The organism is Candidatus Mycolicibacterium alkanivorans, from assembly GCF_022760805.1.
In the GTDB taxonomy this organism is placed as follows: Bacteria; Actinomycetota; Actinomycetes; order Mycobacteriales; family Mycobacteriaceae; genus Mycobacterium; species Mycobacterium alkanivorans.
The window spans coordinates 579,043-603,565 of the sequence record NZ_JAIVFL010000001.1 but is presented as its reverse complement, the minus strand read 5'-3'; the positions used below and the strand labels follow the sequence as shown (position 1 = coordinate 603,565).

General features: G+C 68.4%; 30 protein-coding genes and 2 pseudogenes. 18 read left to right on the top strand and 14 right to left on the bottom strand.

The genetic code is table 11. The annotated features are described in order from the left end of the window. The first annotated feature begins 10 nt into the window (after positions 1 to 10). Positions 11 to 952 carry a ferritin family protein gene (locus K9U37_RS03040; RefSeq protein WP_243070469.1) on the top strand — a complete coding sequence of 314 codons (942 nt, stop codon included), beginning with the start codon at positions 11 to 13 and terminating at the stop codon, positions 950 to 952. A gap of 18 nt (positions 953 to 970) precedes the next feature. Here the strand turns inward: K9U37_RS03040 and K9U37_RS03035 are convergent, their stop codons facing one another. Further along, on the bottom strand, positions 971 to 2,377 hold the full coding sequence (locus K9U37_RS03035; RefSeq protein ID WP_243070468.1) for an ATP-binding protein: 1,407 nt from the start codon (positions 2,375 to 2,377) through the stop codon (positions 971 to 973). Beyond that, positions 2,374 to 3,054 carry a response regulator transcription factor gene (locus K9U37_RS03030; protein ID WP_243070467.1) on the bottom strand — a complete coding sequence of 227 codons (681 nt, stop codon included), beginning with the start codon at positions 3,052 to 3,054 and terminating at the stop codon, positions 2,374 to 2,376. Before K9U37_RS03030 ends, K9U37_RS03035 begins: the two co-directional genes overlap by 4 nt. Before the next feature lie 135 nt (positions 3,055 to 3,189). Here K9U37_RS03030 and K9U37_RS03025 point away from each other — a divergent pair, with 135 nt between their 5' ends. The 7 genes from K9U37_RS03025 to K9U37_RS02995 all read left to right on the top strand — a co-directional run bounded on the left by K9U37_RS03025 (position 3,190) and on the right by K9U37_RS02995 (position 9,312). Next, the gene (locus K9U37_RS03025) at positions 3,190 to 3,504 is read left to right on the top strand and encodes a hypothetical protein (RefSeq protein ID WP_243070466.1); all 315 of its coding nucleotides are present in this window, start codon (positions 3,190 to 3,192) and stop codon (positions 3,502 to 3,504) included. Then, positions 3,488 to 3,811, top strand: a complete 324-nt coding sequence (locus K9U37_RS03020; RefSeq protein ID WP_243070465.1) for a hypothetical protein — start codon at positions 3,488 to 3,490, stop codon at positions 3,809 to 3,811. The genes K9U37_RS03025 and K9U37_RS03020 overlap by 17 nt, the downstream gene beginning before the upstream one ends. A gap of 1 nt (position 3,812) precedes the next feature. Further along, positions 3,813 to 4,775 carry an FAD:protein FMN transferase gene (locus tag K9U37_RS03015; protein ID WP_243073196.1) on the top strand — a complete coding sequence of 321 codons (963 nt, stop codon included), beginning with the start codon at positions 3,813 to 3,815 and terminating at the stop codon, positions 4,773 to 4,775. Beyond that, positions 4,772 to 6,262, top strand: a complete 1,491-nt coding sequence (locus tag K9U37_RS03010) for a 2Fe-2S iron-sulfur cluster-binding protein (RefSeq protein WP_243070464.1) — start codon at positions 4,772 to 4,774, stop codon at positions 6,260 to 6,262. Before K9U37_RS03015 ends, K9U37_RS03010 begins: the two co-directional genes overlap by 4 nt. Before the next feature lie 122 nt (positions 6,263 to 6,384). Beyond that, positions 6,385 to 6,945, top strand: a complete 561-nt coding sequence (locus K9U37_RS03005; protein ID WP_243070463.1) for a hypothetical protein — start codon at positions 6,385 to 6,387, stop codon at positions 6,943 to 6,945. 19 nt (positions 6,946 to 6,964) lie between these two features. Continuing rightward, positions 6,965 to 8,284 carry a Dyp-type peroxidase gene (locus K9U37_RS03000; RefSeq protein ID WP_243070462.1) on the top strand — a complete coding sequence of 440 codons (1,320 nt, stop codon included), beginning with the start codon at positions 6,965 to 6,967 and terminating at the stop codon, positions 8,282 to 8,284. Between the two features lie 11 nt (positions 8,285 to 8,295). Continuing rightward, positions 8,296 to 9,312: a hypothetical protein gene (locus K9U37_RS02995; protein ID WP_243070461.1), complete on the top strand. Its 1,017-nt coding sequence runs from the start codon at positions 8,296 to 8,298 to the stop codon at positions 9,310 to 9,312. A gap of 184 nt (positions 9,313 to 9,496) precedes the next feature. Here K9U37_RS02995 and K9U37_RS02990 read toward each other — a convergent pair whose 3' ends face one another. Together K9U37_RS02990 and K9U37_RS02985 are read right to left on the bottom strand one after the other, a co-directional pair. After that, the gene (locus tag K9U37_RS02990) at positions 9,497 to 9,661 is read right to left on the bottom strand and encodes a hypothetical protein (RefSeq protein WP_243070460.1); all 165 of its coding nucleotides are present in this window, start codon (positions 9,659 to 9,661) and stop codon (positions 9,497 to 9,499) included. Between the two features lie 32 nt (positions 9,662 to 9,693). After that, positions 9,694 to 11,013, bottom strand: coding sequence for an IS4 family transposase (locus K9U37_RS02985; protein ID WP_243070403.1), 1,320 nt, complete (start codon positions 11,011 to 11,013; stop codon positions 9,694 to 9,696). Positions 11,014 to 11,176: 163 nt separating this feature from the next. Here K9U37_RS02985 and K9U37_RS02980 point away from each other — a divergent pair, with 163 nt between their 5' ends. The 3 genes and pseudogenes from K9U37_RS02980 to K9U37_RS02970 form a co-directional block, all read left to right on the top strand. Next, positions 11,177 to 11,380 carry a hypothetical protein gene (locus K9U37_RS02980; protein ID WP_243070459.1) on the top strand — a complete coding sequence of 68 codons (204 nt, stop codon included), beginning with the start codon at positions 11,177 to 11,179 and terminating at the stop codon, positions 11,378 to 11,380. 289 nt (positions 11,381 to 11,669) lie between these two features. After that, positions 11,670 to 12,058 (top strand): annotated as a pseudogene (locus tag K9U37_RS02975) (GGDEF domain-containing protein). Continuing rightward, positions 12,055 to 12,192, top strand: a pseudogene (locus K9U37_RS02970) (hypothetical protein); the annotation flags it as partial. The pseudogenes K9U37_RS02975 and K9U37_RS02970, both read left to right, overlap by 4 nt. 239 nt (positions 12,193 to 12,431) lie before the next feature. On the opposite strand, the gene K9U37_RS02965 reads toward K9U37_RS02970, so the two are convergent. The 4 genes from K9U37_RS02965 to K9U37_RS02950 form a co-directional block, all read right to left on the bottom strand. Then, on the bottom strand, positions 12,432 to 12,695 hold the full coding sequence (locus tag K9U37_RS02965; protein ID WP_243070457.1) for a cyclase family protein: 264 nt from the start codon (positions 12,693 to 12,695) through the stop codon (positions 12,432 to 12,434). A gap of 59 nt (positions 12,696 to 12,754) precedes the next feature. Continuing rightward, positions 12,755 to 13,591 carry an acyl-CoA thioesterase domain-containing protein gene (locus tag K9U37_RS02960; RefSeq protein WP_243070456.1) on the bottom strand — a complete coding sequence of 279 codons (837 nt, stop codon included), beginning with the start codon at positions 13,589 to 13,591 and terminating at the stop codon, positions 12,755 to 12,757. Positions 13,592 to 13,621: 30 nt separating this feature from the next. Beyond that, positions 13,622 to 14,074 (bottom strand): pirin-like C-terminal cupin domain-containing protein, encoded by a 453-nt coding sequence (locus K9U37_RS02955; RefSeq protein ID WP_372489373.1) that lies wholly within the window; start codon positions 14,072 to 14,074, stop codon positions 13,622 to 13,624. A gap of 227 nt (positions 14,075 to 14,301) precedes the next feature. Beyond that, entirely contained in the window at positions 14,302 to 14,715 is a 414-nt protein-coding gene (locus tag K9U37_RS02950) for a WhiB family transcriptional regulator (RefSeq protein ID WP_243070455.1), read from the bottom strand. 129 nt (positions 14,716 to 14,844) lie between these two features. Between K9U37_RS02950 and K9U37_RS02945 the strand changes: the two genes are divergently transcribed. The 6 genes from K9U37_RS02945 to K9U37_RS02920 all read left to right on the top strand — a co-directional run bounded on the left by K9U37_RS02945 (position 14,845) and on the right by K9U37_RS02920 (position 18,870). Continuing rightward, the gene (locus K9U37_RS02945; RefSeq protein ID WP_243070454.1) at positions 14,845 to 15,585 is read left to right on the top strand and encodes a helix-turn-helix domain-containing protein; all 741 of its coding nucleotides are present in this window, start codon (positions 14,845 to 14,847) and stop codon (positions 15,583 to 15,585) included. After that, on the top strand, positions 15,582 to 16,364 hold the full coding sequence (locus tag K9U37_RS02940; protein ID WP_243070453.1) for a C40 family peptidase: 783 nt from the start codon (positions 15,582 to 15,584) through the stop codon (positions 16,362 to 16,364). The genes K9U37_RS02945 and K9U37_RS02940 overlap by 4 nt, the downstream gene beginning before the upstream one ends. A 52-nt stretch (positions 16,365 to 16,416) precedes the next feature. After that, the gene (locus tag K9U37_RS02935; protein ID WP_243070452.1) at positions 16,417 to 16,758 is read left to right on the top strand and encodes a DUF4226 domain-containing protein; all 342 of its coding nucleotides are present in this window, start codon (positions 16,417 to 16,419) and stop codon (positions 16,756 to 16,758) included. A 63-nt stretch (positions 16,759 to 16,821) separates the two neighbouring features. After that, positions 16,822 to 18,234 carry a DUF4226 domain-containing protein gene (locus K9U37_RS02930; RefSeq protein WP_243070451.1) on the top strand — a complete coding sequence of 471 codons (1,413 nt, stop codon included), beginning with the start codon at positions 16,822 to 16,824 and terminating at the stop codon, positions 18,232 to 18,234. A gap of 13 nt (positions 18,235 to 18,247) precedes the next feature. After that, complete coding sequence (locus K9U37_RS02925; protein ID WP_243070450.1) at positions 18,248 to 18,565, top strand: ESX-1 secretion-associated protein; 318 nt, start codon at positions 18,248 to 18,250, stop codon at positions 18,563 to 18,565. Next, positions 18,562 to 18,870 carry a DUF2694 family protein gene (locus tag K9U37_RS02920; RefSeq protein WP_243070449.1) on the top strand — a complete coding sequence of 103 codons (309 nt, stop codon included), beginning with the start codon at positions 18,562 to 18,564 and terminating at the stop codon, positions 18,868 to 18,870. Before K9U37_RS02925 ends, K9U37_RS02920 begins: the two co-directional genes overlap by 4 nt. Positions 18,871 to 18,875: 5 nt before the next feature. Here K9U37_RS02920 and K9U37_RS19940 read toward each other — a convergent pair whose 3' ends face one another. The 3 genes from K9U37_RS19940 to K9U37_RS02910 all read right to left on the bottom strand — a co-directional run bounded on the left by K9U37_RS19940 (position 18,876) and on the right by K9U37_RS02910 (position 20,257). Then, positions 18,876 to 19,004, bottom strand: a complete 129-nt coding sequence (locus K9U37_RS19940) for a hypothetical protein (protein WP_272888005.1) — start codon at positions 19,002 to 19,004, stop codon at positions 18,876 to 18,878. Positions 19,005 to 19,124: 120 nt separating this feature from the next. Beyond that, complete coding sequence (locus K9U37_RS02915) at positions 19,125 to 19,760, bottom strand: class I SAM-dependent methyltransferase (protein ID WP_243070448.1); 636 nt, start codon at positions 19,758 to 19,760, stop codon at positions 19,125 to 19,127. A gap of 56 nt (positions 19,761 to 19,816) precedes the next feature. Beyond that, positions 19,817 to 20,257, bottom strand: coding sequence for an STAS domain-containing protein (locus tag K9U37_RS02910; RefSeq protein WP_243070447.1), 441 nt, complete (start codon positions 20,255 to 20,257; stop codon positions 19,817 to 19,819). A 416-nt stretch (positions 20,258 to 20,673) separates the two neighbouring features. Here K9U37_RS02910 and K9U37_RS02905 point away from each other — a divergent pair, with 416 nt between their 5' ends. Further along, positions 20,674 to 21,537 carry a rhomboid family intramembrane serine protease gene (locus K9U37_RS02905; protein WP_243070446.1) on the top strand — a complete coding sequence of 288 codons (864 nt, stop codon included), beginning with the start codon at positions 20,674 to 20,676 and terminating at the stop codon, positions 21,535 to 21,537. A gap of 155 nt (positions 21,538 to 21,692) precedes the next feature. Here the strand turns inward: K9U37_RS02905 and K9U37_RS02900 are convergent, their stop codons facing one another. From K9U37_RS02900 to K9U37_RS02890, 3 genes are read right to left on the bottom strand one after another with little or no spacing between them, the layout of a single operon-like run. Further along, positions 21,693 to 22,313 carry a LutC/YkgG family protein gene (locus K9U37_RS02900; protein WP_243070445.1) on the bottom strand — a complete coding sequence of 207 codons (621 nt, stop codon included), beginning with the start codon at positions 22,311 to 22,313 and terminating at the stop codon, positions 21,693 to 21,695. Then, positions 22,310 to 23,770, bottom strand: a complete 1,461-nt coding sequence (locus K9U37_RS02895) for a LutB/LldF family L-lactate oxidation iron-sulfur protein (protein ID WP_243070444.1) — start codon at positions 23,768 to 23,770, stop codon at positions 22,310 to 22,312. Before K9U37_RS02895 ends, K9U37_RS02900 begins: the two co-directional genes overlap by 4 nt. After that, positions 23,767 to 24,510, bottom strand: coding sequence for a (Fe-S)-binding protein (locus tag K9U37_RS02890; protein ID WP_243070443.1), 744 nt, complete (start codon positions 24,508 to 24,510; stop codon positions 23,767 to 23,769). Before K9U37_RS02890 ends, K9U37_RS02895 begins: the two co-directional genes overlap by 4 nt. Positions 24,511 to 24,523: the final 13 nt, after the last annotated feature.

Here is a 24,523-nt window from a genome sequence, read left to right as displayed (position 1 = left end):
GAGTGTTGTCATGCGTTATGCAAACCTCTCATCGACAGCGGTGTGCGCCGCGACGTTGATCGTCACGGTCGCCGCGTGCGGGAGTCAGACCGCGCCGCCGGCCAGTTCGCCGCTCGCCGATTCCACGCGTTCCAATGCGTTGTCGGCGATGCATGGTGAAGCGCTCGCCCATGCGAAATACCTGGCCTATGCCGCCCAGGCTCAGCAGGCGCGGCGGCCCCAAGCGGCGCAAGCGTTCACCGATGCCGCCCAGACCGAGCTGTCGGATCATTTCGCCCGCGAAGCCGATCTGATCGGCTTTGGCGGTGACAGCGCCGCCAACCTGCGTGACGCCATCAGTGGCGAGACCACCGAGGTCGACACGATGTATCCGGGATTCGCCAAGCAGGCCACGGCCGACAACGACCCGGCCGCGGCAGCGTTGTTCGCCGAGATCGGCAACGATGAGGCCATCCATGCCAAGGACTTCACGACCGCGCTGACCATGATCACCAGCCCCAGCCCGGCCGGCTCGGTCCCGGTGGGCGCGACGTCCGCTCCGGAGGCGATTACGGCCGGCCCCCCGCGTTCGTCGGGCACGACACTGGCGAATCTGCGCACGGCGATGCAGGGTGAGGCGTTCGCCTACGCCAAGTACATGCGCTACGCCGATCAGGCCCGTCGCAGCGAGAACCTCGCCGTGGCGCAGCTGTTCACCAACTCCGCCAACGTCGAGTTGAACGAGCACTTCGCCGCGCTGGCGACGCTGGCCGGCTTGGTGTCCCCCGACACCAATACGAACCTCACCGACGCGATCAACGGTGAGCAGCACGAGGCCGACGTGATGTACCCCGACTACGCCCGACAGGCCGAGCAGTCCGGAAACCCGCAGGCCGCCAGCCTGTTCCGGGAGATTGCGGGCGATGAGAAGGCGCATCAGCAGGCGTTCGAGACGGCGCGGACGGCAACCTGAGCGCAGAGTCAGGTGGCGCTAGTGACGGGTACGGCTGCGGGCGAACCGGATGTGCGCATCGAGTCCGCCGGTACCGATGTTGTCCGACGTGCGTGGCGTCAACTCCGCGGTTGCTCCGCTCGCGCGGGCGAGCTGGGCGACGATGGCCAGGCCCAACCCACTGCCAACGGTGTCGGTGCGTCCGCGCCAGAACCGGTCGAAGGCTCGTGCGCAGTCCTGCGATGACATCCCGGGGCCCTCATCGAGGACGTGTAGGTCCACGGCGTCGGAGGCAGGCGCCACGGCCACGCCGATGGTGGTGTGGGCCGGGGCCACCGCCAGCGCATTGTCGATGAGATTGTCGATGATCTGCTCGACGGCCCCGGGCACGGCCGACACTGGGGCGGTTTCTGGCGCGGTCACGGCTATGCGCACACCGGATTCCTCGGCGAGGGGCTGCCACTGTTCGACCCGCGCGCGGGCCACCTCGGCCAGGTCGATCTCCTGCGGCGAGATCGCAGCGCCGTCGGCCCGGCTGAGCGCCAACAGCCCATCAACGATCTGCTGTAGACGCAATGCTTCGTCCTGGGCTGCGGCGACGGTCTCACGCGCGGCTTCAGGGTCAGCGTCGACGAGATCGGCGGCGTTGTCCAATCGGACGCGCAGTGCAGTCAACGGTGTGCGCAGCTGGTGGGAGGCGTCGCCGGCAAATGCGCGCTGCTGGCGCAGCTGATCTTGGAGCCGATCAGCCATTTGGTTAACCGACCTTGCGAGGCTGCGGATCTCCGGTGCCCCGCCCTGCTCTGGGGTTCGCGCGTCGAGCCGTCCGTCGGCAAGCAGTTCGGTGGTGCGCCGCAGCTGCTGCAGGCGGCGGGTGACGGTGGTTGCCATCAGGAAGGCCACTGCCCCAGCCAACGCGACGGTGATGCCGGCGACCAGCCAAAGGATGCGCAGTTGCCCGTGCACCTTATCGGTGACCACCTGCGTCGGATAGGTCAGCCGCACCGCCCCGAGGACCCGTTGACCGCTGACGATCGGCACCGCAACGTAGAACAGGTCGGTCCCCAGGCTGAGCGAATGACGTTCTCCCGTGGCGATGTCGCCCGACAATGCCGTGGCGATCTCAGGGCGCGACCGGTAGGAGCCGCCGGTCGCGGACTGGTCGTCGTCTGAGGTCACGACCGCGTCGCCGGCGGCGTTGACGATGACCACCCGCGCTCCGCTTTCTTGCCGGTAGCGGTGTACATCGGTCACGACGCGCGGATCCGGTGATGCCGCTTCCAGCGTGTCCTCGCTGCGACCGGCGAGCAGAAAGGCATCGCGTTCCAATGCTGTGACGATGCGGTCGCGTTCGACCCGCTGCAGGTAGTTGCCCAGCGGGACGTCCTGGACCACCACAACGAGGCACGTGACCGCCATGAACGCCGCGACCAACCTCCACTTCACGACAGGATTCCGATGCGGAAGCCCACCCCGCGAACCGCCTCGATCCACCGCGGGTCGCCGAGCTTTTTGCGGATGGCGGCCACGTGCGCGTCGACGGTTTTGGTGGTGCCGTACCAGTTGGCGCCCCATACCTGATGCAGGATCTCCGATCGTCGGTAGACCGCGCCGGGATCCTCGGTGAGGTAGTAGAGCAGGTCGAATTCCTTGGGCGTCAGGTGCACCTCCCGCCGACCGAGATGCACACGCTGTGTGCGGCGGTCGATGGTCAGCGCACCGATCGAGCGGGTGGTGGCGGCCTGGTCGGGGTGACCGTCGGGCGCGGCGGTACGTCTGGCCACGGCGCGGATGCGTGCGACGAGCTCGTGCATGCCGCAGGGTTTGACCACGTAGTCGTCGGCGCCCATCTCCAGCGCTAGGACCCGGTCGATCTCCTCGCCGCGGGCGCTGACCACGATGATCGGTACCTGCGAGTGTGCCCGGATGGCGCGGCAGACGTCAGTGCCGTCCATGTCGGGCAACCCCAGATCCAGCAGCACGAAATCCGGCGCGGACGCCGACACATTCGCCACGGCCTCGGCGCCGGTCGCCACACGGCGCGGCTCGAAACCGGCTCTGCCCAGGCCTTCGCACAGCCCGGCAGCCACCGATTCGTCGTCTTCGACCACGAGCACCTGCACGTCCGCATTATCAGCTTTGCCGCGGCCCGGGTCGAGGCAGCTCGAGCGGGTCTTCCACGAGATCGCGCGCGACCTTGGATGATTCTTGGATTTTGCTGCGACCATTCTCGACCGGCCGGAATCTACCGTGAAGTCATGAGATCGAAACTGGCGGTGATTGTTTCATTGCTTTTCGTGCTGGCCATCGGGGGGGCCGCACTAGCGGTCAACACCCGGATTCTGAACACCTCGCCCCAACCCGACATCGGGCGGGCCAACGAGGTGTTGATTCCCGGCGGCGGACAGCCCGCTTCCCAGCCGACTCCGCCACCGGCTGTGCCGACTCCGCCACCGGCTGTGCCGACGTTGAGCCCGGCGGCGCCGCCCCCGACCGTGTCGCGGGAAGACGACGAGCACAGCTCCGGTGAGCACCAAACAGAAGGCGAAGATAGGCATGAGCGCGACGACTGACTCCCGCCCGCCGCGACCGTCGCCGGCGCGATGGTCCAAGCTCGCGGTCTCCGCGCTCTCGGCCAGCCTGCTGCTGGGGATCGTCGACGTGCTGAGCGCGACCGCACACCAGCGGGCGGTCATATCCAGCACTGACACCGGCAGCAGGAGCGGTGTTCAGGCCACCACCATCCAGCCCGTCGGACCGGCACCTGCCGCGGCCGTCGCGGCCCAGGTTCCCGCCCCGGTTCCCGCGCCGGTGCCAGCCGCCGACGTACCCATTGCACCCATCGCGCCCCACGCCGTGTCGAAAGCCTCCGGTGGCTGAGATGGCCCCGGAGACCATCGGGCCGCACGCTGGCGTCCCCAGCTCAGCACGCACTCACCCGGATTCGCTGCGGGCGGATCGGCGCCAGGCGATGGGCGGCACCGCGTCGATCACCGTCGTCGGTGGACCGCCGCAGCTTCTCGACGAGTGCTTCGAGCTTCTGCGTGAGCTCGAGCAGGCGTGGAGCCGTTTCCTCGCGGACAGTGACGTGTCGCGGCTGAACTGGTCACAAGGCCGCCCCGTGCGAGTGCGCCCGTGCACCGCACGGCTGGTGGCCGAACTGATCAACGCCTGGGCCCTGACCGACGGCGACTTCGACCCGACCGCGCTGCCACAGCTCGTGGCCAGCGGATACCACACCAGCCGAGTCGACCCGTCGCGGCGCACCCTGCTGCCCGAAACCGCGGCGTGGCCGGGCGATGTCGCCGGCATCGATGTCGCCGGTCTGGATATCCGCCTTCCGCTGGGCACCACGCTCGACGCGGGGGGCCTGGGCAAGGGTCTGGCGGCTGACATGATCGTCGAGCTCGCGATGGACCGCGGTGCCGACGGGGTACTGGCCGAGGTCGGTGGTGACCTGGTGGTCGCTGGACAGGCCCCCGACGCCCCGGCGTGGACGATCGGCATCCAGGATCCGTTCACCCCCACCGAGCTGATGAACGTGATCCGGCTCGCCCGCGGATCTGTGGCGACGTCGAGCCGGCTCGTGCGGGTCTGGGCCGGTGCCGACGGCCCGGCCCATCACCTGATCGACTCGGCCACCGGCGCCAGCGCGCTCACCCCGACCCTGACGTCGACCGTAATCGCCGGCACTGGTGTCAGGGCCGAAGCCTTGGCGAAGCTGGCGTTTCTGCGCGACCCCGATGGCCTGCTCGATTGGCTGCCCCGCATTGGCGCCGCCGGGGTGATAGTGGCCGCCGATCAGCCGTGCAAACAGACGGCGAACTGGGCAGATTTCGCGTGACCGATCCGCATTTGTGGTGGTATGTCACCCGGGCCAGCGGCCTGGTGGCCTGGGCCGCGATGACCGGCTCGGTGATGTGGGGTGTGCTGCTGGCCACGCGGGTGCTGCGGTCCATCGACAACCCGGCATGGCTGCGGGACCTGCATCGCTGGCTGGGGGGCACGGCGTTGATCATGACGGGCCTGCACATGCTCTCACTGATGCTCGACAGCTGGGCCCACTTCTCGCTCACCCAGGTCCTCGTCCCACTGGCGGCGGGCTACCGGCCCTGGCCGGTCGCCCTGGGCATCGTCGCGTTCTACCTGCTGATCGCCGTGTACGGGTCCTCGCTGCTGGGACCGCGAATGCCCCGGCGATTCTGGAAGGCGCTGCACTACGGCAGCTACGCGTCGGTGGTGCTGGTGTCCTTCCACGCCGGCTGGTCCGGCACCGACGTGGGTGCCTGGGGCTATCGGGTGGTGGCCTTCGCACTGCTGGGTCTGACCACCGTGGCGGTGCTCGTGCGGGTGCTGACGTCCGCCTCCGCCGCGCCGCCGCCGCGGCGACGACCACCCGCCGCGCCGCGGCGGCCGATGACCATCACCGCTACCTACCCACTCTCATGCGACGTCCTCGGCATCGACCTGTCGCTGAAAGATGGGAGTGAGTTGCCGCTGTGGGCGCCGGGAGCCCACGTGACGGTGCACCTACCGAACGGGTTGCAGCGCTGCTACTCACTGTGCGGCGATCCGGCCGACCGCTGCCGATACCGAATCGCCGTGCAGCGCGCACCATCCTCACGTGGCGGCAGCGCGTGGCTGCACGCCAACGCTCGGCTCGGCACGCCCCTGGACGTCTCCGGTCCTAGCAACACCTTCATGCTCGAGCCCGCCGAGGAGTATGTATTCGTCGCCGGCGGGATCGGCATCACGCCAATCAAGGCGATGATCGACTCGCTGCCCGCGCACCGGCGATGGCAGCTGGTCTACATCGGCGCCAGCAGGGCCACCATGGCGTTCAGTGACGAACTGCAGCAGCGGTGGCCAGACCACGTCAGCATCGACGCCCGCGACGAAACCGGCGTCCGCCCGGATCTCGCGCGCATCCTCGCCGGCAGCGGCGCCGCGGTGTATTGCTGCGGACCCTCCTCGATGACCGAAGAACTCGCGGCGCTCGTCCCGGCCGCACGCCTGCACATCGAACGGTTCAACGCGGCGACACAGATGCCAGACCAGACCGGCAGGCCTTTCGACGTAACTTGCGACCGTAGCGGCACACACGTGCACGTCTCGGGAGACCAATCGCTGCTCGAGGCACTCGAACTCGCCGACATACCCGTCTATTCGTCGTGCCGCGAAGGAATCTGCGGCGCGTGCGAGGTCCGCGTCCTCGCCGGCCGTCCCCAACACCTGGACTCCGTTGCAGACAACGAGAACAAGGACGGGGCGGGCATCATGTACCCCTGCGTCTCCCGCGCGCATACCCGCACCCTGACACTCGATCTATAGCGCCCGCCCGATGACCGCCAGGCCACCTCTGGTCGACGGCCCGAGTTCGTGGACCGAAAGTGTTTCGGCCCACGGGGTCAGACGGTAGCGTTTCGGCAAGGACAAGATTGAGGGGGTCTGCAATGTCTGCAACGGATCAAGACTGGACCAAGCCTGCGGCGATGGCCATCCCGGCGGAGGGCTATTTCGTTGAAGAGCGGGGCCGTTACGGGCCGATGTATCCCAGAACTCCCGCCTGCCATGGTTTCTCGATCATCGCGAAGGTCAAGGAGGGCCGCGAGGAGGTCGTCCGGGCCTACGGCAAGCAGATCGAGGAGGCGATCAAGGGCAGCCCCGACGTGCTGGCCCCGCTTCGGCTGCACTATTTACGTTGGGTGCTGTTCGACGTCGGTTCGGGGCTGCATTTCCAGTACCAGGGCATCTTCGATACCGACTTCGACAAGTACACCGAAGACGCGGTGCAGTTGTTCAGCCAGACCGGGATCACGACCGTCTTCACGAATTTGGAGGGATTCCCAGAGGACTGGAAAGAGAACCCCGAGGCCTTCATCAAGTTCGTGCGAGACCACCAATGCCCGAGCTTCCTGGAGTACGGGGAATACCCCTACGTGACCGCCGATGAGATCAAGAAGGCACTGAAGCTCAAAGCAGCGTTCTCCGACATGCTCGACCAGATGCAGTAAGCCGAGCAGGTCTGCACACATGCTTGAACTCGACGACATTCAGCACATCCTGCTGACCCGCACCCCGGCGATGACCGGACGCTACGAATTCTTGTCGTTCGACAAACCGGCCGGCGGTAGGGCGTGGCTCTCGGAGCTGATCCCCATCACCGAATCCGCGGCGTCGGCTGCCACCACGATGGACAACACCAAGCGGTGGGTCACGCTCGCGTTCACCTGCAACGGTCTGCGGGCCCTCGGGGTGCCCGAGGAGGCGCTGTCGACGTTCCCCGACGCGTTTCGTGAGGGGATGGCCGCCCGGGCCGACATCCTCGGAGACACTGGGCGCAACCAGCCCGGCAACTGGGTGGGCGGCCTGGCTGGCGACGATCTGCACGCGATTGCCATCCTGTTCGCGCGAGACGATGCCGAACACGCCAGGGCCACCGGGGTGCACGACGAGCTGGTGGCCCGCTGCGACGGGGTTCGGAGTCTGTCGTTCCTGGACCTGAACGCGACCCCGCCATTCAACTACGCCCACGACCACTTCGGGTTCCGCGACCGGCTGTCTCAGCCGGTGATGGAGGGATCGGGTGAGGAGCCGACTCCTGGCTCGGGTGCTGCGCTGAAGCCAGGCGAGTTCATTCTCGGCTATCCCGACGAGAATGGCCCCGTCGCCAACCTTCCGCAGCCAGAGGTGTTGTCCCGCAATGGGAGTTTCATGGCGTACCGGCGCTTGCAGGAGCATGTGGCGCTGTTCCGCGATTACGTCCGAGACAACTCGGACACCCCTGATGATGAGGAGCTGCTGGCCGCGAAGTTCATGGGCCGCTGGCGCAGCGGCGCCCCCCTGGTGCTGGCACCGGACAAGGATGATCCCGAGCTCGGCGCAGACCCTATGCGCAACAACGACTTCAACTACAAAGAAATGGACCCGCACGGGTACGCCTGTCCACTGGGATCGCACGCGCGGCGGCTCAACCCCCGCGACACCGCGCACTACATGAACCGGCGCAGGATGATTCGGCGTGGTGCCACTTATGGGCCTGCTCTGCCCGAGGGTGCACCCGACGACGGAGCGGATCGTGGTATCGCCGCGTTCATCATCTGCGCGGATCTCGTTCGCCAGTTCGAGTTCGCCCAGAACGTGTGGATCAACGACCGCGCGTTCCACGAACTGGGCAACGAGCACGACCCGATCTGCGGAACGCAAGACGGGACAATGGAATTCACGATCCCCGACAGGCCGATCCGCAAGGTCCTCAAGGGATTGCCCGCCTTCACCACACTCACCGGCGGCGCCTACTTCTTCCTGCCGGGACTAGCAGCGCTGCGATACCTCGCAACACTCGAAAGTTGACAGGTGCGATCATGAGCACATTGCCCCCAGCCCGCACCTACAATCAACGCCACGTCCCTCGCACACGCACCCCAGGCGGGCGCCGCATCAGCATCTACTGGACCTGGAGCTACCCCTGGGAAGCGCAACGGGATCCCGCCGCGATGTACAACCGCTTCTCCACCATGACCGAAGTCCGCAACGCCTTGTGGCCGAGCTACGAAACCCCGGAATACGACGAGGCGCACTTCCTGCAAGGCATCGCTGGGACGCTGGAATTATTTCACCGCTCAACGTTGGCGTTCCAGGAACTGGCAGGTGTGGTCACCGGGCACCCGGTCGCGGTCTTCCAGCGTATCGACCAGGCCGGCTACCAGCTGCCGATCGACGAGCGCATCCTCGACGACACCGACACCCTGATGGTCTTCGGGCTCGACCACATCCTCTCCGAGCAGGAAGCCGGACCCGACGAGCTCAGCGCCATCACGCAATGGCTGCAACGAGAGGGCACCTGCCTGCTGCTGGCCCCACATCACGATGTCGGATTCACCGACGATTTCGCCCAGCGTCAGATCGAATACCGGCACCACGGCGACCCGCTGGTCCCACGCCAGCAGCGATTCGGCCAGTACACCCGCTCGGTGATGACGGCACTGGATATTCCGGTGCACAACACGTGGGGTCTGCGTCCCGCCGTCGTCGAAGGCACCACCCAGATCGCACCGCTGACCGCACTGCGCGACCTGGACGCCGCGAGACTGCTCGACAACGTCACGACATTCAACTTCCATCCCCACCTGCCGCACTACGAACTCACCGCACCGGAGAGCGACTCGCTCCGCGTCCTGGGCCGGCAACGCGTCGACCCCGACAGACCTCACCCCTTCACCGCGGCGGGCAACACCGAATTCAACGCGCTCATCTGGATGCCACCCACGAGCCGACGAGCCGGCGACATCGTCTTGGTCGACTCCACCAACTTCACCACGCTCTTCGGCGGCACCGACAGCCTCAAAAGCTTCTGGCGCAACCTGGCCACCATGAAATAGCGGGCGCGAGGGGCCCGGTGTCATGATTCCGGGGTGCGACAGCGCGTGATGAGCTGGATCGCGGCACGGCAGAAAGACCCAGTGTCGATGTTGCTGACGCGCGCTGGCCGAGGCGTCGAGGCAGCTGGACCTCGCCGTCAACGGAAGCGCTTTGCCGCCGTCGTTTCCGGTGTGCCGCCAGCTGTCATTCCCGCGCTTCGGAATGATTCGGAAACTCGTGCAGCAGGCCGATCAGAGTTGGCCGATGCCGAGGTCGGTCGCCGTCGCCAACATCGCCGAGGAGTGGGCCCAGCGGTGCGGCGTGGACTTTATCCACCTCCATGACGGCCACGGCACCCAGCGGCGTCATGTCGGACTAACCCCAATGCCGCTCAGTTAAGGTCATGGGCCGGTTGTCAACTGGCCGTTGATGGTGACGTCGACGGTGATCTTGTAGCTGTTGCGGTCGATGTCGCCTTTGGCGCGGTGTTTGGAGATGGCGCGTTTGACGACGCGGGGACTGGTTCTGCGGCGGTGGGCCGGGAGCAGGTGATCGAGCACGGCGTGGCCGATCTTGCCGATGAGGTCGATAGTGGTGTCGGCGATGACGCCGGCGGCCTGGATGACCTGGTCACGGGCGGTGTTGAGCGCGATGCTGAAGCCCGCGCGGTCAGTGGTGGCGGCGGCGGTGGCGGTGGCATCGGATATCGCGATGCGCAGCGCTTGGTAGGTGACCAGCAGGGCATAGATCTCCTGGGCGATCCCGTCGGGTGTGCGGGCGCGCAGCACCCGGCCGCCGAGGATGGTGGATTTCAGTTCCAGGTAGGAGGTTTCGATCTCCCACCGCTGGTGATAGAGGGCGACCAGTTCGGTGGCGGGGTATCGCCGGTGGTCGGTGAGGGTGGTGATCAGCAGGTAGCGCTCGCTGCGACGTGGGCCCCCGGCGAGTCGCACGGCGACCTGGGCGTCGATCACCCGCACGGTCGTCGTGTCAATCCGCGACAGCCACGAGCCGTCACCGCAGTGGCCGATCACGGGGAGTTTGCGGTTGGTCTTGGCGCGGAACAGCAGGTCAGCGCCCGTGGCGGCGACCTGCTCGATCAGGCCCGCGGCGGCGAAGTTACGGTCGGCGAGCAGCAGCATGCCCTGGCGGAGGCAGCCCAGAAGCTTTGGTGCATAGTTGGTTTCGCCCACGCTCAAGGTGCCGAAGACGGCACCCAGTACGGTGCGGGTGCCGCACGCGACCACGGTCAGCATCCGCAGCATCGGATACCCCGACGGGCCGTTGCCGCCGCCGACCCGGCCGAACGCGGCCAGATTCGACGCGGTGTCGGGGGTGAACATCGACGTGCCGTCGATCGCGCATACCAGCAGGCCCCGCCATCGCGCCGCACCGGCGGCCGGACCGCGGACCAGGTCGAACAGCTCCCGCAGCGGCTTGACACCGATGCGGCGACGGGCCTGCGCCAACGCCGAGGACACCGGATCGGCGACGTCGATCCCGTCCAGGCCCGCGGTCATCCGAGCCCACACCTGGCCGTAGCCGAGCTCGGCGAACAGCGCCGCCGCCAGCAGCAGGTACACCACCACCCGCGACGGCAACGCCCGCACCCTGGCCTGCACCGTCCGGGTCGATTCCAGCACCGCATCGACCATCTCGAACGGGACGATCTGGGTCAACCCACCGAGGTGACCGGGCGCGAACCGACCCGCACCAACCACCACCGAACCACGAATGACAGACTGAACAGACAGCGGAACTCCCAGGTGAGATGGTGTCTTTGGTCGGACAATCCATCCATACCGGGAGTTCCGCTGCCCCAACTCCCCGACACGCCGCACCCGTCACACTTGACCCAACAGTCACACCCTTAACTGAGCGGCATTGGGACTAACCCAGATCGAAGCGCAGTCAGAGGGCGCCGAGACGACCACACGCGTCGACGCCGACACCTACCCGCAGACGGTGCGGGACTGTGTTCGCACCGCGCACGCCGTCGCCCGCCGGTTGGCCGAGGAGGCGCCGGGCGGCCTGCCCGAAGAAGTCCCTGCCAACGCGATCGACGTCGGCCGAACCGCAATGGGCTGACGCGCGGTCAAGACCCTCCAGCTGGCACGGTCATCGGAATCGGCGGGGTGTCCGCCGACGTCACCGAGATCGCTGCCGAGCGGGCCGCGCACCAGGAGGCCGAGGAACGGTGGCGGGCACTGGTCGAAAACTCCCCGCCGTTGCGGTGATCGACGTCGACAGCCGCATCGCCTATGCCAACAGCGAGGCCGTCGCCCTGTGCGGCGCAGCGACGTCCGCCGAGGTCGAGAACCACCCGGTGACCGGTTTCGTTGGCAGCCGGGTCGAGCGCGACATCCGCGCGACCTTCATGGCCATCGCGGCCGGCACCGCCCTGCGGCGTGCCTACCGGGGCTCGCCGGCAGTGCAGCTGCAATTGCGCGACATCACCGCCGAGGCGGCCGAGCATGCGGTGCTGCGCAGCTTCGCGGCCGCCGCAGGCGCGGTGTTGCGCACCGCTGACGTCTTCGCCCGCTGGGGCGGCGAGGAGTTCATCGTCGCGCTGCCCGACACCACCTCCGAGCAGGCGACGCACATTTTGGACCGCGTGCGGCGCAGGGGTCCCGGCGGGCCAGACCCTGCTCGATCGGGCACACCACCTGGGTCCCCGGCGAGACGCTGACCGAGACCGTGACCCGCGCCGACACGGCGCTGTACGAGGCGAAGAACGCCGGCCGCGACCGGATCGCAGAGGCGTGACCCTAACCGGTTTCCCGGTCACGCCGCCGCCGCCGCTGCGCCGCCCGGTGCTGTTCGACCAGACCTGGGTAGATCTGACGTTCATCCACTGGCCGGTGCGCCCGGATGGTTTGGCCGGCCCACCCTGGTCGCGCAGTAGGCTGACACCCATGTTGGTACGGCGACGGGTGTCCAAGGCGCTGATGGCGGCGGTCTGCGGAGGTTTCTTCGTGGCCGTGCCGATGGTCGTCGCGGCACCGGCGAGCGCCTGCCCGATCGGCCATCTCGCCGACCCCATCACCGGCCAGTGCTTCGTGGCCAACAGTGGTGTGCCGACCGTCGGCGGAATTCCGTGTATCCCCGGGAAGTCGCTGGGCACCTGCCTGGGCATCCTTCAGAACCAGTCGCCCCCCGGCGGCGGCCCCCCAGTCGGCGGCCCCTGGCCGTAGCCGCGCCTTGGCCGCGCGGTGAAGGAGAACGGCGCGTCCCAGCTCCAGGCGTCGGTGCCGGTGAGGCGCACGCCCCGCTGCAGCAGGTACCGGGTCGCGTCCCGGCCCATCCCGACATAGTCCGTGTGCCCGATGCGCTCCAACTCCTCCTCGACGTCGGCGGTCGTGGCCACGTAGCCGGCGGGGACGTGTCGGAAGTCGCGCTTCACCGCGGGCTGCAGGCACCATTCGAGGAGATGTCGACGAACCTGCGCATCTACCCGCTCCCCTACTTCATCGTCTTCGGTTGAAACGACTCGACCGGGTTCACCAATGCCACCGCCATCGAGTTGCCGATCGGGCCGTACTCGTCGAACACGGCGGCCGCCCCGGAGGCGACGCCGTCATGGCTGCCGTGCACCAGGGCGGCAAGGCCGATGTTCGGCCCCTTGGGCAACCTGGTCAGGCTCAGCGTGTAGTCGGCGTTGATATAGCGCAATCCGCTTGTGCCCCAATGGGTCAACGCGCTGGTGGCGTCGGCGGCCATGGCCGCCTCGACGAACGGGCTGACGGTCTCGCCGGCAACCAACGGGCGCAGCTGGCGCACCCAGGCGTACTTGGGACCGCCGGCGTGCCACTCGGCGAAACCGTATTCCCCGCCCGAGGAGCCCTCTCCCCCGTAGCCCCAGACGAACATCGGCAGGTTGGCGGGCAGCGGCCCCGGGTCGGGCGGCAGGGCGGGCATGGTGACCGGCGACGACCAGATGTCACCGGTAGGCGCCTCGCCGCGACGCAGGAACACCGCGCTGGCCCGCGACACCAATTCCCCGTTCTGGACCAGCGCGGCATCCACCAGCCGGATGCGGCGGCCCTCACGCTGCACGGTGGTGCGCACCTCCAGCGGGGCGATCGCGGTGGGTCGCAGCAGATCGACGGTCAGCCGCGCCGGTTGCAGCCCGTCGCCGCCGCCGGCCTGTTCGACGCCGCGGGCCAGGATCCCGCCGACGACGTGGCCGCTGAGCGTCGGCCCCCACGGCCCCTGCGCCACCGGGTCGGGCAGTAGTACGTCACCATCGGCTACGAAGTAGGCCGGTGGGGTGGCTCCGGCCTGGTCGGGTTCCGCCACGAGGTATCACGATAGCGGCGGACCCCGGCCTCAGCCGGTATGTACGGCGTGGCGGACTGGTTTGCTCAGTCGCGCCGGTGACCGGATCGACATGTCGTCGAAGTCGTGATGTGGAAGATCTGCGCCGGCCTGCCACAGCCGGCGGTATTCGACGATCTCGTCATGGGTGCGGGCGACGAAGTTCCACCACATCAGCAGGTCCTCGCCGAACGGAGTGCCGCCGAGCAGCAGCATTCGGGCCGGGTGCTCGGCCGGGTTGTGCAGCCGCAGCGACGTCGGGCCCGGGCCCAGGTAGGCGAGGTCGCCCGGCTCCAACCGCCAGTCGGCCACCTCGACAGCGCCGAGGTCCAGCAGTACGCCATGCTCGAAGGCGGGGTCGACGTCGAGGTCGACATGTGACCCCGCGGCGAGGTCCAGTTGGGAGCCCAGCAACGGGGTGAAGGCGCCGCCGTTGCGGCAGTGTCCGGCGAACCCGAATCGCACGCGGGCCGCCCAAGGTGACCTCGCGCGGCTGCAGGACCTCGACACCGTCGAAGACCGTTGCGGTACAGGCAAGTTCACCCGGAGCGGCTTCGAGGTTGCTCACCGCCCCAACGGTACTCGCCAGCGGGACGGATCTCTCTCAGGCCGCGAATGCCTGCAGGACCTCAGCCTCGTCGATGCGGAACACCCCGAACCGGAACTTGTAGCCCCACCGCCTAGGAACCGCTCTATGCGGCGGTACGGGGGAGTCGCCCCAGCGGCAGGTGCACGACGGTGGCCACCTGCACCGGCAACGCTTCGGTGCGAGCCAGCAGCTCAGCGCTCTCCGGTAGCTCGCGCGGGTTGATCTCACCGTCGGCTATGTGTCGCAGAACGTCGTGGGCGTACGCGAGCTGGGCCCGTTTGCGGTACTGACCGCCGGGGAGCTTCACACCGGCCCACACGCCGTATTCCTCACTGCCCTCGATGGCCCGGCGGGCGCAGGCCCGCTGCTGGGCCAGCGGGCAGCGCCGCAGACAGATGGTTCGGGCCCGGGTGGCGGACTGCTCGTAGACGCGGGCCTTGGCCGCGCCGTCGCTGGCGTCGTCGTCGGCATAGCCGAACCACAGATCGGGCTCTGCCGAGCAGGGGCGGTGGTGCATGGCGGCCTCCTTGTTGGAATTCGATGACGGAAGCGTATACACCCCTGGTTCGGGACGCAAGTGGAACGTAGACAAGAACGTATACCTGCGTAGCGCTGTGTACGATCCGTATATGGCGGGAGCCCGACGGTGAGCCGTGAGGCGGCGGGCGCCGCTATTCGAGCCCTCCGCGAGTCCCGCGACTGGTCGCTGGCTGACCTCGCCGCAGCGACCGGCGTCAGCATCATGGGCCTGAGCTTCCTGGAACGCGGAGCCCGTAAACCGCACAAAGGCACAGTTCAGAAGATCGAGAACGGGTTGGGCCTGCCGCCCGGCACCTACACGCGCCTAGTGATGGCCGACGACGCCGAGGCCGAATTGGCCCAACTTCTCGCCACCGCAGTAGCCGAACCAGCGCCGTCCAGACCGTCCACAGATATCGTCGTCAGCCGCCACAGCGACACCGAAGTGCTCGAAGCCCACGCCGAGGCGCACCTGGAATCGCTGAACTCGTTGATAGCCAGACTGCCGGCGGAAACATCAAACGAATACGAGACGTATATTCTGTCCGTGATCGCTCAGTGTGTGAAAGCTGAAATGCTGGCCGCCAACTCGTGGCGGGTGGCAGTCAATGCCGGAGCCGAGTCGGCTGAGCGCCTGATGACGCACCTGAAGTCGCTCGAAGCCATCCGGACCGGCCTACTGCAACGAATGCCGGGGGCAATCGCCACCCGATTCGACCAGGCGTGCACCCGGTCGGGTCTGCCGGAGTCCGTCATCGCGGCCCTGCTCGGCGTCAGCGCCGAGCAGATGTGGGACATCCGCAACCGCGGCGTCATCCCGCCCGGCGCGTTGCCGCGGGTGCGCGCATTCGTCGAGGGCCAGTCGTGAACGAACTCGACCTGCTGCAGCGGGCGCACGCTCTGTTCGCCGACGTCCCGCACACGCCGGCGACCGCGGCCGGCAGCGACGTCCCGACGCGACAATTCACCGCAGCGCCGGCCGCCTACCTAGCTGCGGCGCAGGCGCGTAATGGCGAGCTGGCCCGCACCCGCGGCGTCGACGCCGAACTGTCCGCGATTCTGGCGCAGGCCCGTCGCGATCACGGTGCGGCACACCGCCAGACTGGGGCCGTGCTCGACGCCGCCCGCGCCGATGCCACCACGACCGCCGACACCCCGGTCGCCCAGCGAGAGCTGTTGCGGCGCAGGGTAGCTCGGCTGCGTGCCCAGCACGACCACGTTCTGGTCGCCCGCCGGCGGGCGCGCCGAAGGGCGGCGTTGCTGCGTGCGTTGCGCTACCGCCTGCGTCGGCGCCGTCTGCCGCTGCCGAACTCGCGGGCGGCGCTCGCCGTGCGCGCCGCCCTGTCCCGGCTGGGCTGCCCCTACGTCTGGGGTGCCACCGGGCCGGATCGGTTCGACTGCTCGGGGCTGGTGCAATGGGCCTACGCCCGTGCGGGCATCCACCTCGACCGCACCACCTACCAGCAGATCAACGACGGTGTGCCGATAGCGCGCTCGCAGGTGCGCCCCGGCGACCTGGTCTTCCCGCACGCCGGGCACGTGCAGATGGCGATCGGCAACAATCTGGTCATCGAAGCCCCGCACGCCGGGGCGAATGTGCGCATCAGCCAGCTCGGTGAGCATGTCGCGATTCGGCGGCCGGTGTAGCCGCGACGGTAGGTGAGTTGTTCGGCCAAACGCCTCTGAGTACCGTCGAGCCATGGCGCAGCACGTCGGCGAGTCGGGGGAGTCGCTGGCCTCGGCTCGAGCAGTGCTCGCCGCGCGCGACCGTGACCTCGCCGACGCCGACGCTGAACTGTCCGCCGTCGTCGCCGGTGCGTATGCCACCGCCACCGGCGCCGCCCGGCGCCTCGAGGCGATCCAGGAAGAGATCGAGGCAGGTGTCGCCCAGCGGGGGACCGGGACTCCGGCTGAGGGCCGCGAGTTCGCGCGCTTTTTGCTCGCGCGGCAACACGAACTGGTCGACATCGTCACCGCCGCGAAAGCCGATGCGGCCTCCAAAGCGGCTGTGCTGCAACAGCTTATGGTCCGCTACCAGTAGTCCACAGGGTGAATTGCCGGGCCGGATCCGGCTGGATACAGTCACCGCCATGAGAGGCCACCGGTGGCGAGTTACCAAGATCTGCTCGACGCCGTAGCGCGGGTCCGGGCGGCCACCGGTGATGCCGACGCCTGGATGGCCGGACTCTCCGGCGAGGAACTGGCTCTGGTCACTACTCCGCTGAGCGTCGTCACGCCCGGCGCAATCGACAACGTACTGGCCAAGATTCGAGCCCGGCACGCGGCGGCGTTCGACCAGTCGGCGCCGGCCGAAGGCAACGCCGCCGAGGCCATCCGGACTGCGGAAACATCCTTGGCTCAGCAGAATTCGATGAGCGCGCAAGTCGACCTGCAGGTCATCACCGCGGTGCTCAACGCCCACGCCACACATGCCGCCGGGCGCGCCGCGCTGGAGGATCTGCAGAACGAGATCGAGTCGGCTGTCAGCATCCGCACCGATCTGGACACCCCGGCCGGTGCGCGCGGCTTCCAGCGCTATCTCATCGACAAGCTGCGTGACATCCGGACGGTGGTCGACACCGCGGGTCTGGACGCCACCTCCAAGGCCGCGCTCGCGGCGGCGCTGGCGTCGCTGTACGCCGCAGCCACACCGGTCACACCGGCCACCGCAGATGCCCCGCCGACCGAGCCGCGCAGTGAACCCAACCCCGCCCGGCCCAGTCCGCAACCCGACGCACCGCCCCCAACAGCGGTCGCCGCTGCCCAACCCGCCCCCGACCCGCTTCTCGATCCGCTTCTCGATCCGCTACTGGCCGAGGATCCGGGCATCGCACCGCCGGACCCCTCAGCCCAAAGCGTCCCGATGGCCGCCCCGATGGCGCCCGCTGTGCCGTCGATACCGGCCATGCCCGCATTCGGCGGCGCCGGGCTGCCCATCGGCTCCCCGAGCGGCGCGGGCCTCATCCCGCCGCCGAGCCTGAACCCCGCCCCCGACGCCGCAGCCGATCCGATCGGCCCGATGGCCGACCCGCTGGCCGACGCTCCCTCGGACCCCGGCACCGATACCGGCCCTGCCGATGACGAACCGACCAGTGACGAGACCGACCCCGCCCCCACGGAGGACCCGACCGTCGTGCACCTGCCCGACGGTGAGACCGTGACCGCGCCCAGCCCCGAACTGGCGGCGGCCATCACAGCCGCCGTCGCCGGCACACCCGTCGTCGAGGCCTACCGCCAGCAAGGCATCACCATTCCCGCTCCGGGCACCCCGGTGCCAGTTCCGGTGGACCCGGCACGGCTGATCGCCGGCGACATCGGCATGCTGACCGACCGGCACGCGGTCGCCCTCGGCAACGGAAAGGCCGTGTTCAACGGCAAGATCGAACCCATCTCCAGCGTGACTGGCCCCAGCTTTCTAGGGTGGGAGCATCCGCCGGAGCCGGGCAGCAGCGCCCCACCCCCCAAGTCGGAACGCCCGACACCGACCCGGCCCGCGGTGACGGCCGGCCCGTCCTGACAGGAGAGCGACCATGGCAGAACGCATCCACGTGGTGCCCGACGAGCTGCGCGAGGCGGCCCGCCACCACCGGGAGACCGCCGAGCAGTTGCGCACTGTCCCGTCGAACCACCACGACATCATGGCCAGCCTGGAGTCGCTCGGCCCGATCTTCTGTGAGCTGCGCGAGGCCGGGCGCGAACTGCTCGACCAGCGCCGCACCTGCTACGAGCAGCAGGCCGAGGCGCACGACGAACTGGCCGCCGACCTGCGGCACGCGGCCGACACGTGGGAGCAGCAGGACAGCGACGCGGCCGCACAGCTGGGCCGGGTCGTCGAGGGCGGCCCATGACCGAACCCGACCCGGAGTTCGACGCCGTCCACCCCAGCGGGCACATCCTGTTCCGGTCGTGCCGCGGCGGGTATCTGCACAGCGTCACTCTCGCCGAGGCGGCGATGGACACCGACGCCCAGACGCTGGCCGAGGCGGTCCTGCTGACCGCCGACGTGTCGTACCTCAAGGCGCTCATGCAGGTTCGGGCCGAAATCCTCGCCGCCGGCCACACCCCGTCGGCCGACGTGCCGAGCGAACGGGACCTCTACGCCGCGACCGCGGCACTGCAGCGTCACCGACTGCACCCGGCCGAGGACGGCTGAGCGGCCTAGCGCGGCCCGCCCTCACCGGAGACGACCTCCGGGGGCGCTACAGGGTTGGCGCCGAACAGTTCCCGCGCCCGCTGCAGCAAGGCGCGCACCTCGTCGAGCTGCTGCTGCAGCAGCGAGTCACCCATGGCGCAAACGTTAGCCCCAGGCATCGCCGGCCACAATTCACCCACCCGTGCGCGGTGTCTCGGCGGTGATTCGGTCCAGCAGCTCGGTGTAGTGCTCGGCCTCCCGGTGCGGACTGCTCGCTAGGCTCTGGTTCCTATCGTGATCAGATCCCGCACCGCCATGGTCCACAGCGGCCGTCTGACGCGATGCTGATCGGTGAGGGTGAACCCGGCGTCGGCGAACAACACGCGTATCTCCTGCGGCGAGGGGCTGTGCGAGGGGTTCGACAGATTCGCCGACAACCGCCGCAGCAGGGGTGGTTGGGGTGGGCCGATGGTGGCCACCGCCACCAGGCCGCCGGGCCGTAGCACCCGGTGGAACTCCCGCAATGCCGCCGGCTGGTCGAAGAAGTGGAATGCCGACGTGGTGACGACGGCGTCCAGTGCGCCGTCATCGAACGGCAGCTGCTCGGCCGGCCCTTTGAGCCACTGCACCTCGGCGCTGCGGGCACGGGCCTGACGCAACATCCCGTCGGACATGTCCACCCCGTAAACCTGCTCGGGATGAAGCTCGTCCGCGATCCGTGCAGCCAATATCCCTGTGCCGCAAGCGATGTCGGCGATCCGCTGGGCGCCGTGGGCGTGGAGTTGGGCGAGTACCTCGTCCTGCGCGGGGCGGTAGATCCAATGCTGCAGGAACGGCAGGTCGTAGAGGGGAGCGGCCAGCGACCAGAACCGAGTGACCACGTCGTTGTAGTTGCGACCTGGTGCCGCCATGGGGGACCGCCCTCTGCTTGGTGTGCTGCAGCCAGTCTAGGAGGTGGCCGCCCGGCTCACTTGGGCAGCGGTGCTAGTTGCAGCTGCCGGAGCGGCCCGCGCGCCAAGGCGGCGACGGCCGAGACGATGTTGGTGGCAATGGGCAGCGAACCCTCCGGGTCGCAGACCCGCAGCGCGCGACTGACCTCGGGCCCGGGCACCATGACCCAGTCGATTCCCCGCCGGGAACACCGCACGTTGACCGCGTGCAGCGCCGAGAACCCGTCGGTGCCGAAGAAATCCAGCCGGGACAGGTCCAGCACCAGCTGCTGATAGCCGGCGACGTGGTCCTCGACGAAGCTGCGGAGTTCGGCGGAGTTCGCCGCGTCGATCTCGCCGAGCGCGACGACGAGCACGGTGGTAACGCTGAGTTCCCTGGCGCGGAACAGGCTCCGCTCGGTGCGGGTCTGGCCAGCGCGCGAAACGGACACCGGCCCTAAAGTGATGGCAACAGTCATGACGCCTCCGTCAGTTGGATCCGTAATGCCGTCGGGCGCGCCCAGGGCCGAAGCCCTTGGACTCAAGACCTCATCCGGCGAGGGGCAAGCGCTCGCAAAACGGCGTCTCCACCGGCTGTGAATTCAACCTGAGGGAAAATCTACTCCGGAATTCGTCGTGAATCCACAAAAAGGTGCCGTACGCCGTATTCCCAGATCAGGGACACCCGTGCTCGTCTCAAAGAAATGCCACAGGCGGCGATTTCTGGCAAATATTGACGACACACGCAATTGAATCCGCAGGTCCCTGTCGGGAGGCCGGGCGACAGTTCGGAAATTGTGTCTATGACGCCACCGTGGTCAGCGGCGTCATCACCCGCCGGCACGGCGCGGACGCGTCGTCGGGCGGGCCGCACAGTATCTTCGTTGGCAGGACCATGAGCATCCCCTACACACCGCAGACCCCGGCCGAGGCGCCGACCTGCTACCGCCACCCCGACCGGCAGACCTTTGTCCGGTGCACCCGCTGCCAGCGACCCATCTGCCCGGAGTGCATGCGCAGCGCAGCCGTCGGCCACCAGTGCGTGGACTGCGTCGCTGCCGGCGCCCAGAGCGTGCGCCGAGTGAAGACCGCCTTCGGCGGCGTGCAGCGTTCGACGATGCCCGTCGTCTCGTATGCGTTGATCGCGGTCAACGTGGTGATGTTCGTGCTGCAGAAGACGGTGCCCGGACTGCAGCGCGAGCTGGTGCTGTGGGCACCTGCGGTCGCCGGCGGCGAGTACTACCGCCTGGTCACCTCGGCGTTCATGCACTACGACATCCTGCATCTGCTGTTCAACATGTGGGCGCTGTACATCGTGGGCCCGCCGCTGGAGCAGTGGCTGGGCCGGCTGCGCTTCGGCGCTCTGTATGCGCTGAGCGCGTTGGGCGGTGCGGTGCTGGTCTATCTGATTTCGCCCATCAGCGCGGCGACGGCGGGTGCCTCCGGCGCGGTGTTCGGTCTGTTCGGGGCCACATTTGTGGTGGCCAGGCGGCTCAACCTGGACGTGAAATGGGTGGTCGGTCTGATCGCCATCAACTTGGTGATCACGTTCTCCCTACCGAATATCAGCTGGCAGGGCCACGTCGGCGGCCTGATCACCGGCGCGCTGATCGCGGCGGCCTACGTCTACGCCCCCAGGGACAGCCGGACGCTCGTGCAGGCCGGCGTCACCATCGCGACGCTCGTGGTCTTCGGCGGGTTGATCGTCTGGCGCACAGCCGATTTACTTGACCACTTCGGTGCGCTGATCAGCCGCTGAGGCAATGCCAAGACGTCGCGGTTGGGGATGACGGGTCCGTAGTAGATGTCGCCGCAGCGCAGGCCGTCCGGCACGTCGACCACTTCCTTCGTCGTCCTTCTCGACCCGTCGAATCTGTGCTGTGCGGTCGCTCGAATCGAGTGGAATCTGCAATGTCACCGTCGCACCAGCACGACGTCCAGTGTGCGCGGGCCGTGCACACCTTCGACCCGGTCGAGTTCGATGTCGCTGGTGGCACTCGGTCCGGAGATGAAGGTCAGTGGGCGCAGCGGGTCCAGTGCGGCGAACGCCTGCGGGACGGTGTCGACGATCTGGTCGGCGAACACCACGCAGATGTGGTGGTCGGGAATCAGGGTCAGCGCGCGACGACCCTGGGTGGGGCCGGCGTCGAGCACGATGGTTCCGGTCGTCGCGATGCCCAGTGCGCATCCGGTTACGACGGCGTCGGCGCGGTCGAGTTCGCTCACACCGAGCGGGTTTTCGGGCGAGTCAGCCAGCACGGCAAGGCCGCCCACCCAGTCTGCGGGCAGATCCGGTGGCGCCACCACATGGGCACCGGACGGGATCAGGCCAGCGACGGTTGCCGCGATGTCGCCGGGCTTGATGCGAAGCACTTGTGCGCGGTATTCGCACACCGCCTCGGTGAAGCGGTCGGTATCGCCGGGTCCGCGGACCGGCGCCCGGTCGTAGTCGCGGGGCACTTCGACCGGGTCGGCGGGCGCGGCGGCCAGCGCCGCCCGGATGCGGTCCAGGACCACGCGGCGGGACGTGGTCATGGTGGGTCCTGCGTCGGGTGGGTGCGGGCCCACCACTGCCGGAAGGTTTCCTTCGGCGGCTCAGGGACGTCACGGCTGGCGGTCCACCGCGAGCCCGGCCACGGCAGTGCGGTGATCCGGTGATCCGAATCGGCGACGAAGCGCCCCATGGACAGCGCCTTCTCGGCGAGGGCGAACCGCCGTGGTGTGCGCATCGCCCACGCCGCGGTGCACATCGCCAGGTCCTGGCCGCAGCTGTGCCCGGTGTCGACCGCAGCGGCCCGCAGGTGCACCAGGATGCCGGGGATGTCGATGCGCACCGGGCAGGCGTCAAAACAGGCCCCGCACAGCGAGGAGGCATACGGCAGAGACGCATTCGGGTCGTCGTGGCCACGGGTGCCGGTCAGCTGGGGGCTGAGGATCGCCCCGATCGGCCCCGGGTAGACCGAGCCGTAGGCGTGGCCGCCGGTGCGTTCGTACACCGGGCACACGTTGAGGCAGGCACTGCAGCGGATGCAGTGCAGGGCCGCGCGACCCTCCGGGTCGCCGAGGACCTTGCTGCGGCCGTTGTCGAGCAGTACCAGGTGGAAGTCCTGCGGGCCGTCGCCGCGGTGCACGCCGGTCCACATCGAGGTGTAGGGATTCATCCGTTCGGCGGTCGAGGACCGTGGCAGCAGCTGCATGAACACCTCGAGGTCGGTGAAGCGCGGCACCACCTTCTCGATGCCCATGACGGTGATCAGGGTGTCCGGCAGGGTCAGGCACATCCGCCCGTTGCCCTCGGATTCGACGACGGCCAGTGTCCCGGTCTCGGCGATACCGAAGTTGGCGCCGCTGATTGCGACCTTGGCGGACAGGAACTTTCGGCGCAGGTGTGCCCGGGCGGCCATGGCCAGCACTCGTGGTTCGTCGGTGAGTTCGCCTGCGTCGGGCATCTCGCGGGAGAAGATGTCGCGAATCTCGGCGCGGTTGCGGTGGATGGCGGGCACCAGGATGTGGCTCGGCTTGTCGTGGCCCAGTTGAACGATCAACTCCGCCAGGTCGGTTTCGATCGCCGCGATGCCCTCGGCCTCGAGATGCTCGTTGAGCCCGATCTCCTGGGTGGCCATCGACTTGACCTTCACCACCTCGTCGGCACCGGCGGCGCGCACCAGGTCGGTGACGATCCGGTTGGCCTCGAGCGTGTCGCGGGCCCAGTGCACCACGCCGCCGCGCGCCACCACGTTGGCCTCGAGTTGCTCCAGCAGTTCGGGAAGCCGCGCCAGGACGTCGGCCTTGAGCGCGCTGCCCGCCGCGCGCAACTCTTCCCAGTCGGCGCATTCGGCCACCGCTGCAGCCCTTTTGGTGCGGATGGTCTGGGTGGCGTGGCCGACGTTGCGGCGCATCTGGGTGTTGCGCAGTTCGCGCCGGGCGGCCACCGGGAACGGCTCGTCACCGCGCAGATTGCCGAAACCCGGTGTGCCCAGGAACGTCGTCATCGCCCCGTCTCCGTCGAGGCGAGGATCTCGGCGAGGTGCACCGTGCGGACCGCCGAGCGCATCCGGCTCAACCCACCGCCGATGTGCATCAGACACGAACTGTCCCCGGCAGTGCACACCTCGGCGCGCGAGGCGATGACCGCGGCCATCTTGTCGGCGAGCATCGCGGTGGAGGTGTCGGCGTTCTTGATCGCGAAGGTGCCGCCGAACCCGCAGCAGGTCTCCGCGTTCGGTAAATCCACCAGCGTCAGTCCCCGGACGTGGCGCAACAACTCCAGGGGCTTGTCACCGACGCGCAGCATGCGCAGTGAATGGCAGGTGGGGTGATAGGTGACCCGGCGCGGGTAGTAGGCGCCGACATCGCTGAGCCCGAGGACGTCGACCAACAACTCCGAGAGTTCGTAGGTGCGGGCCGCGACGGCCTCGGCCCGCTGCGCCAGCGCGCCGTCCCCGGCGCGGCGGGCGACCATCGCGTGCTGGTGGCGTACCGAGCCCACACACGATCCCGACGGCGCGACGACGGTGTCGCAGCCGGACTGCTCGAACACCTCGACGTGGTGGCGGACCAGATCGGTGGCCTGCCCCAGGTAACCGGTGTTGATGTGCATCTGTCCGCAGCAGGTCTGCCCTTCGGGGAAGACCATCTCGTGGCCGAGGCGCTCCAGCAGCTGCACCGTGGCGATGGCGGCCCGGGGGAACATCGCGTCGGCCAGACAGGTCGCGAACAGGGCGATACGCATCGCCTCAACCGTA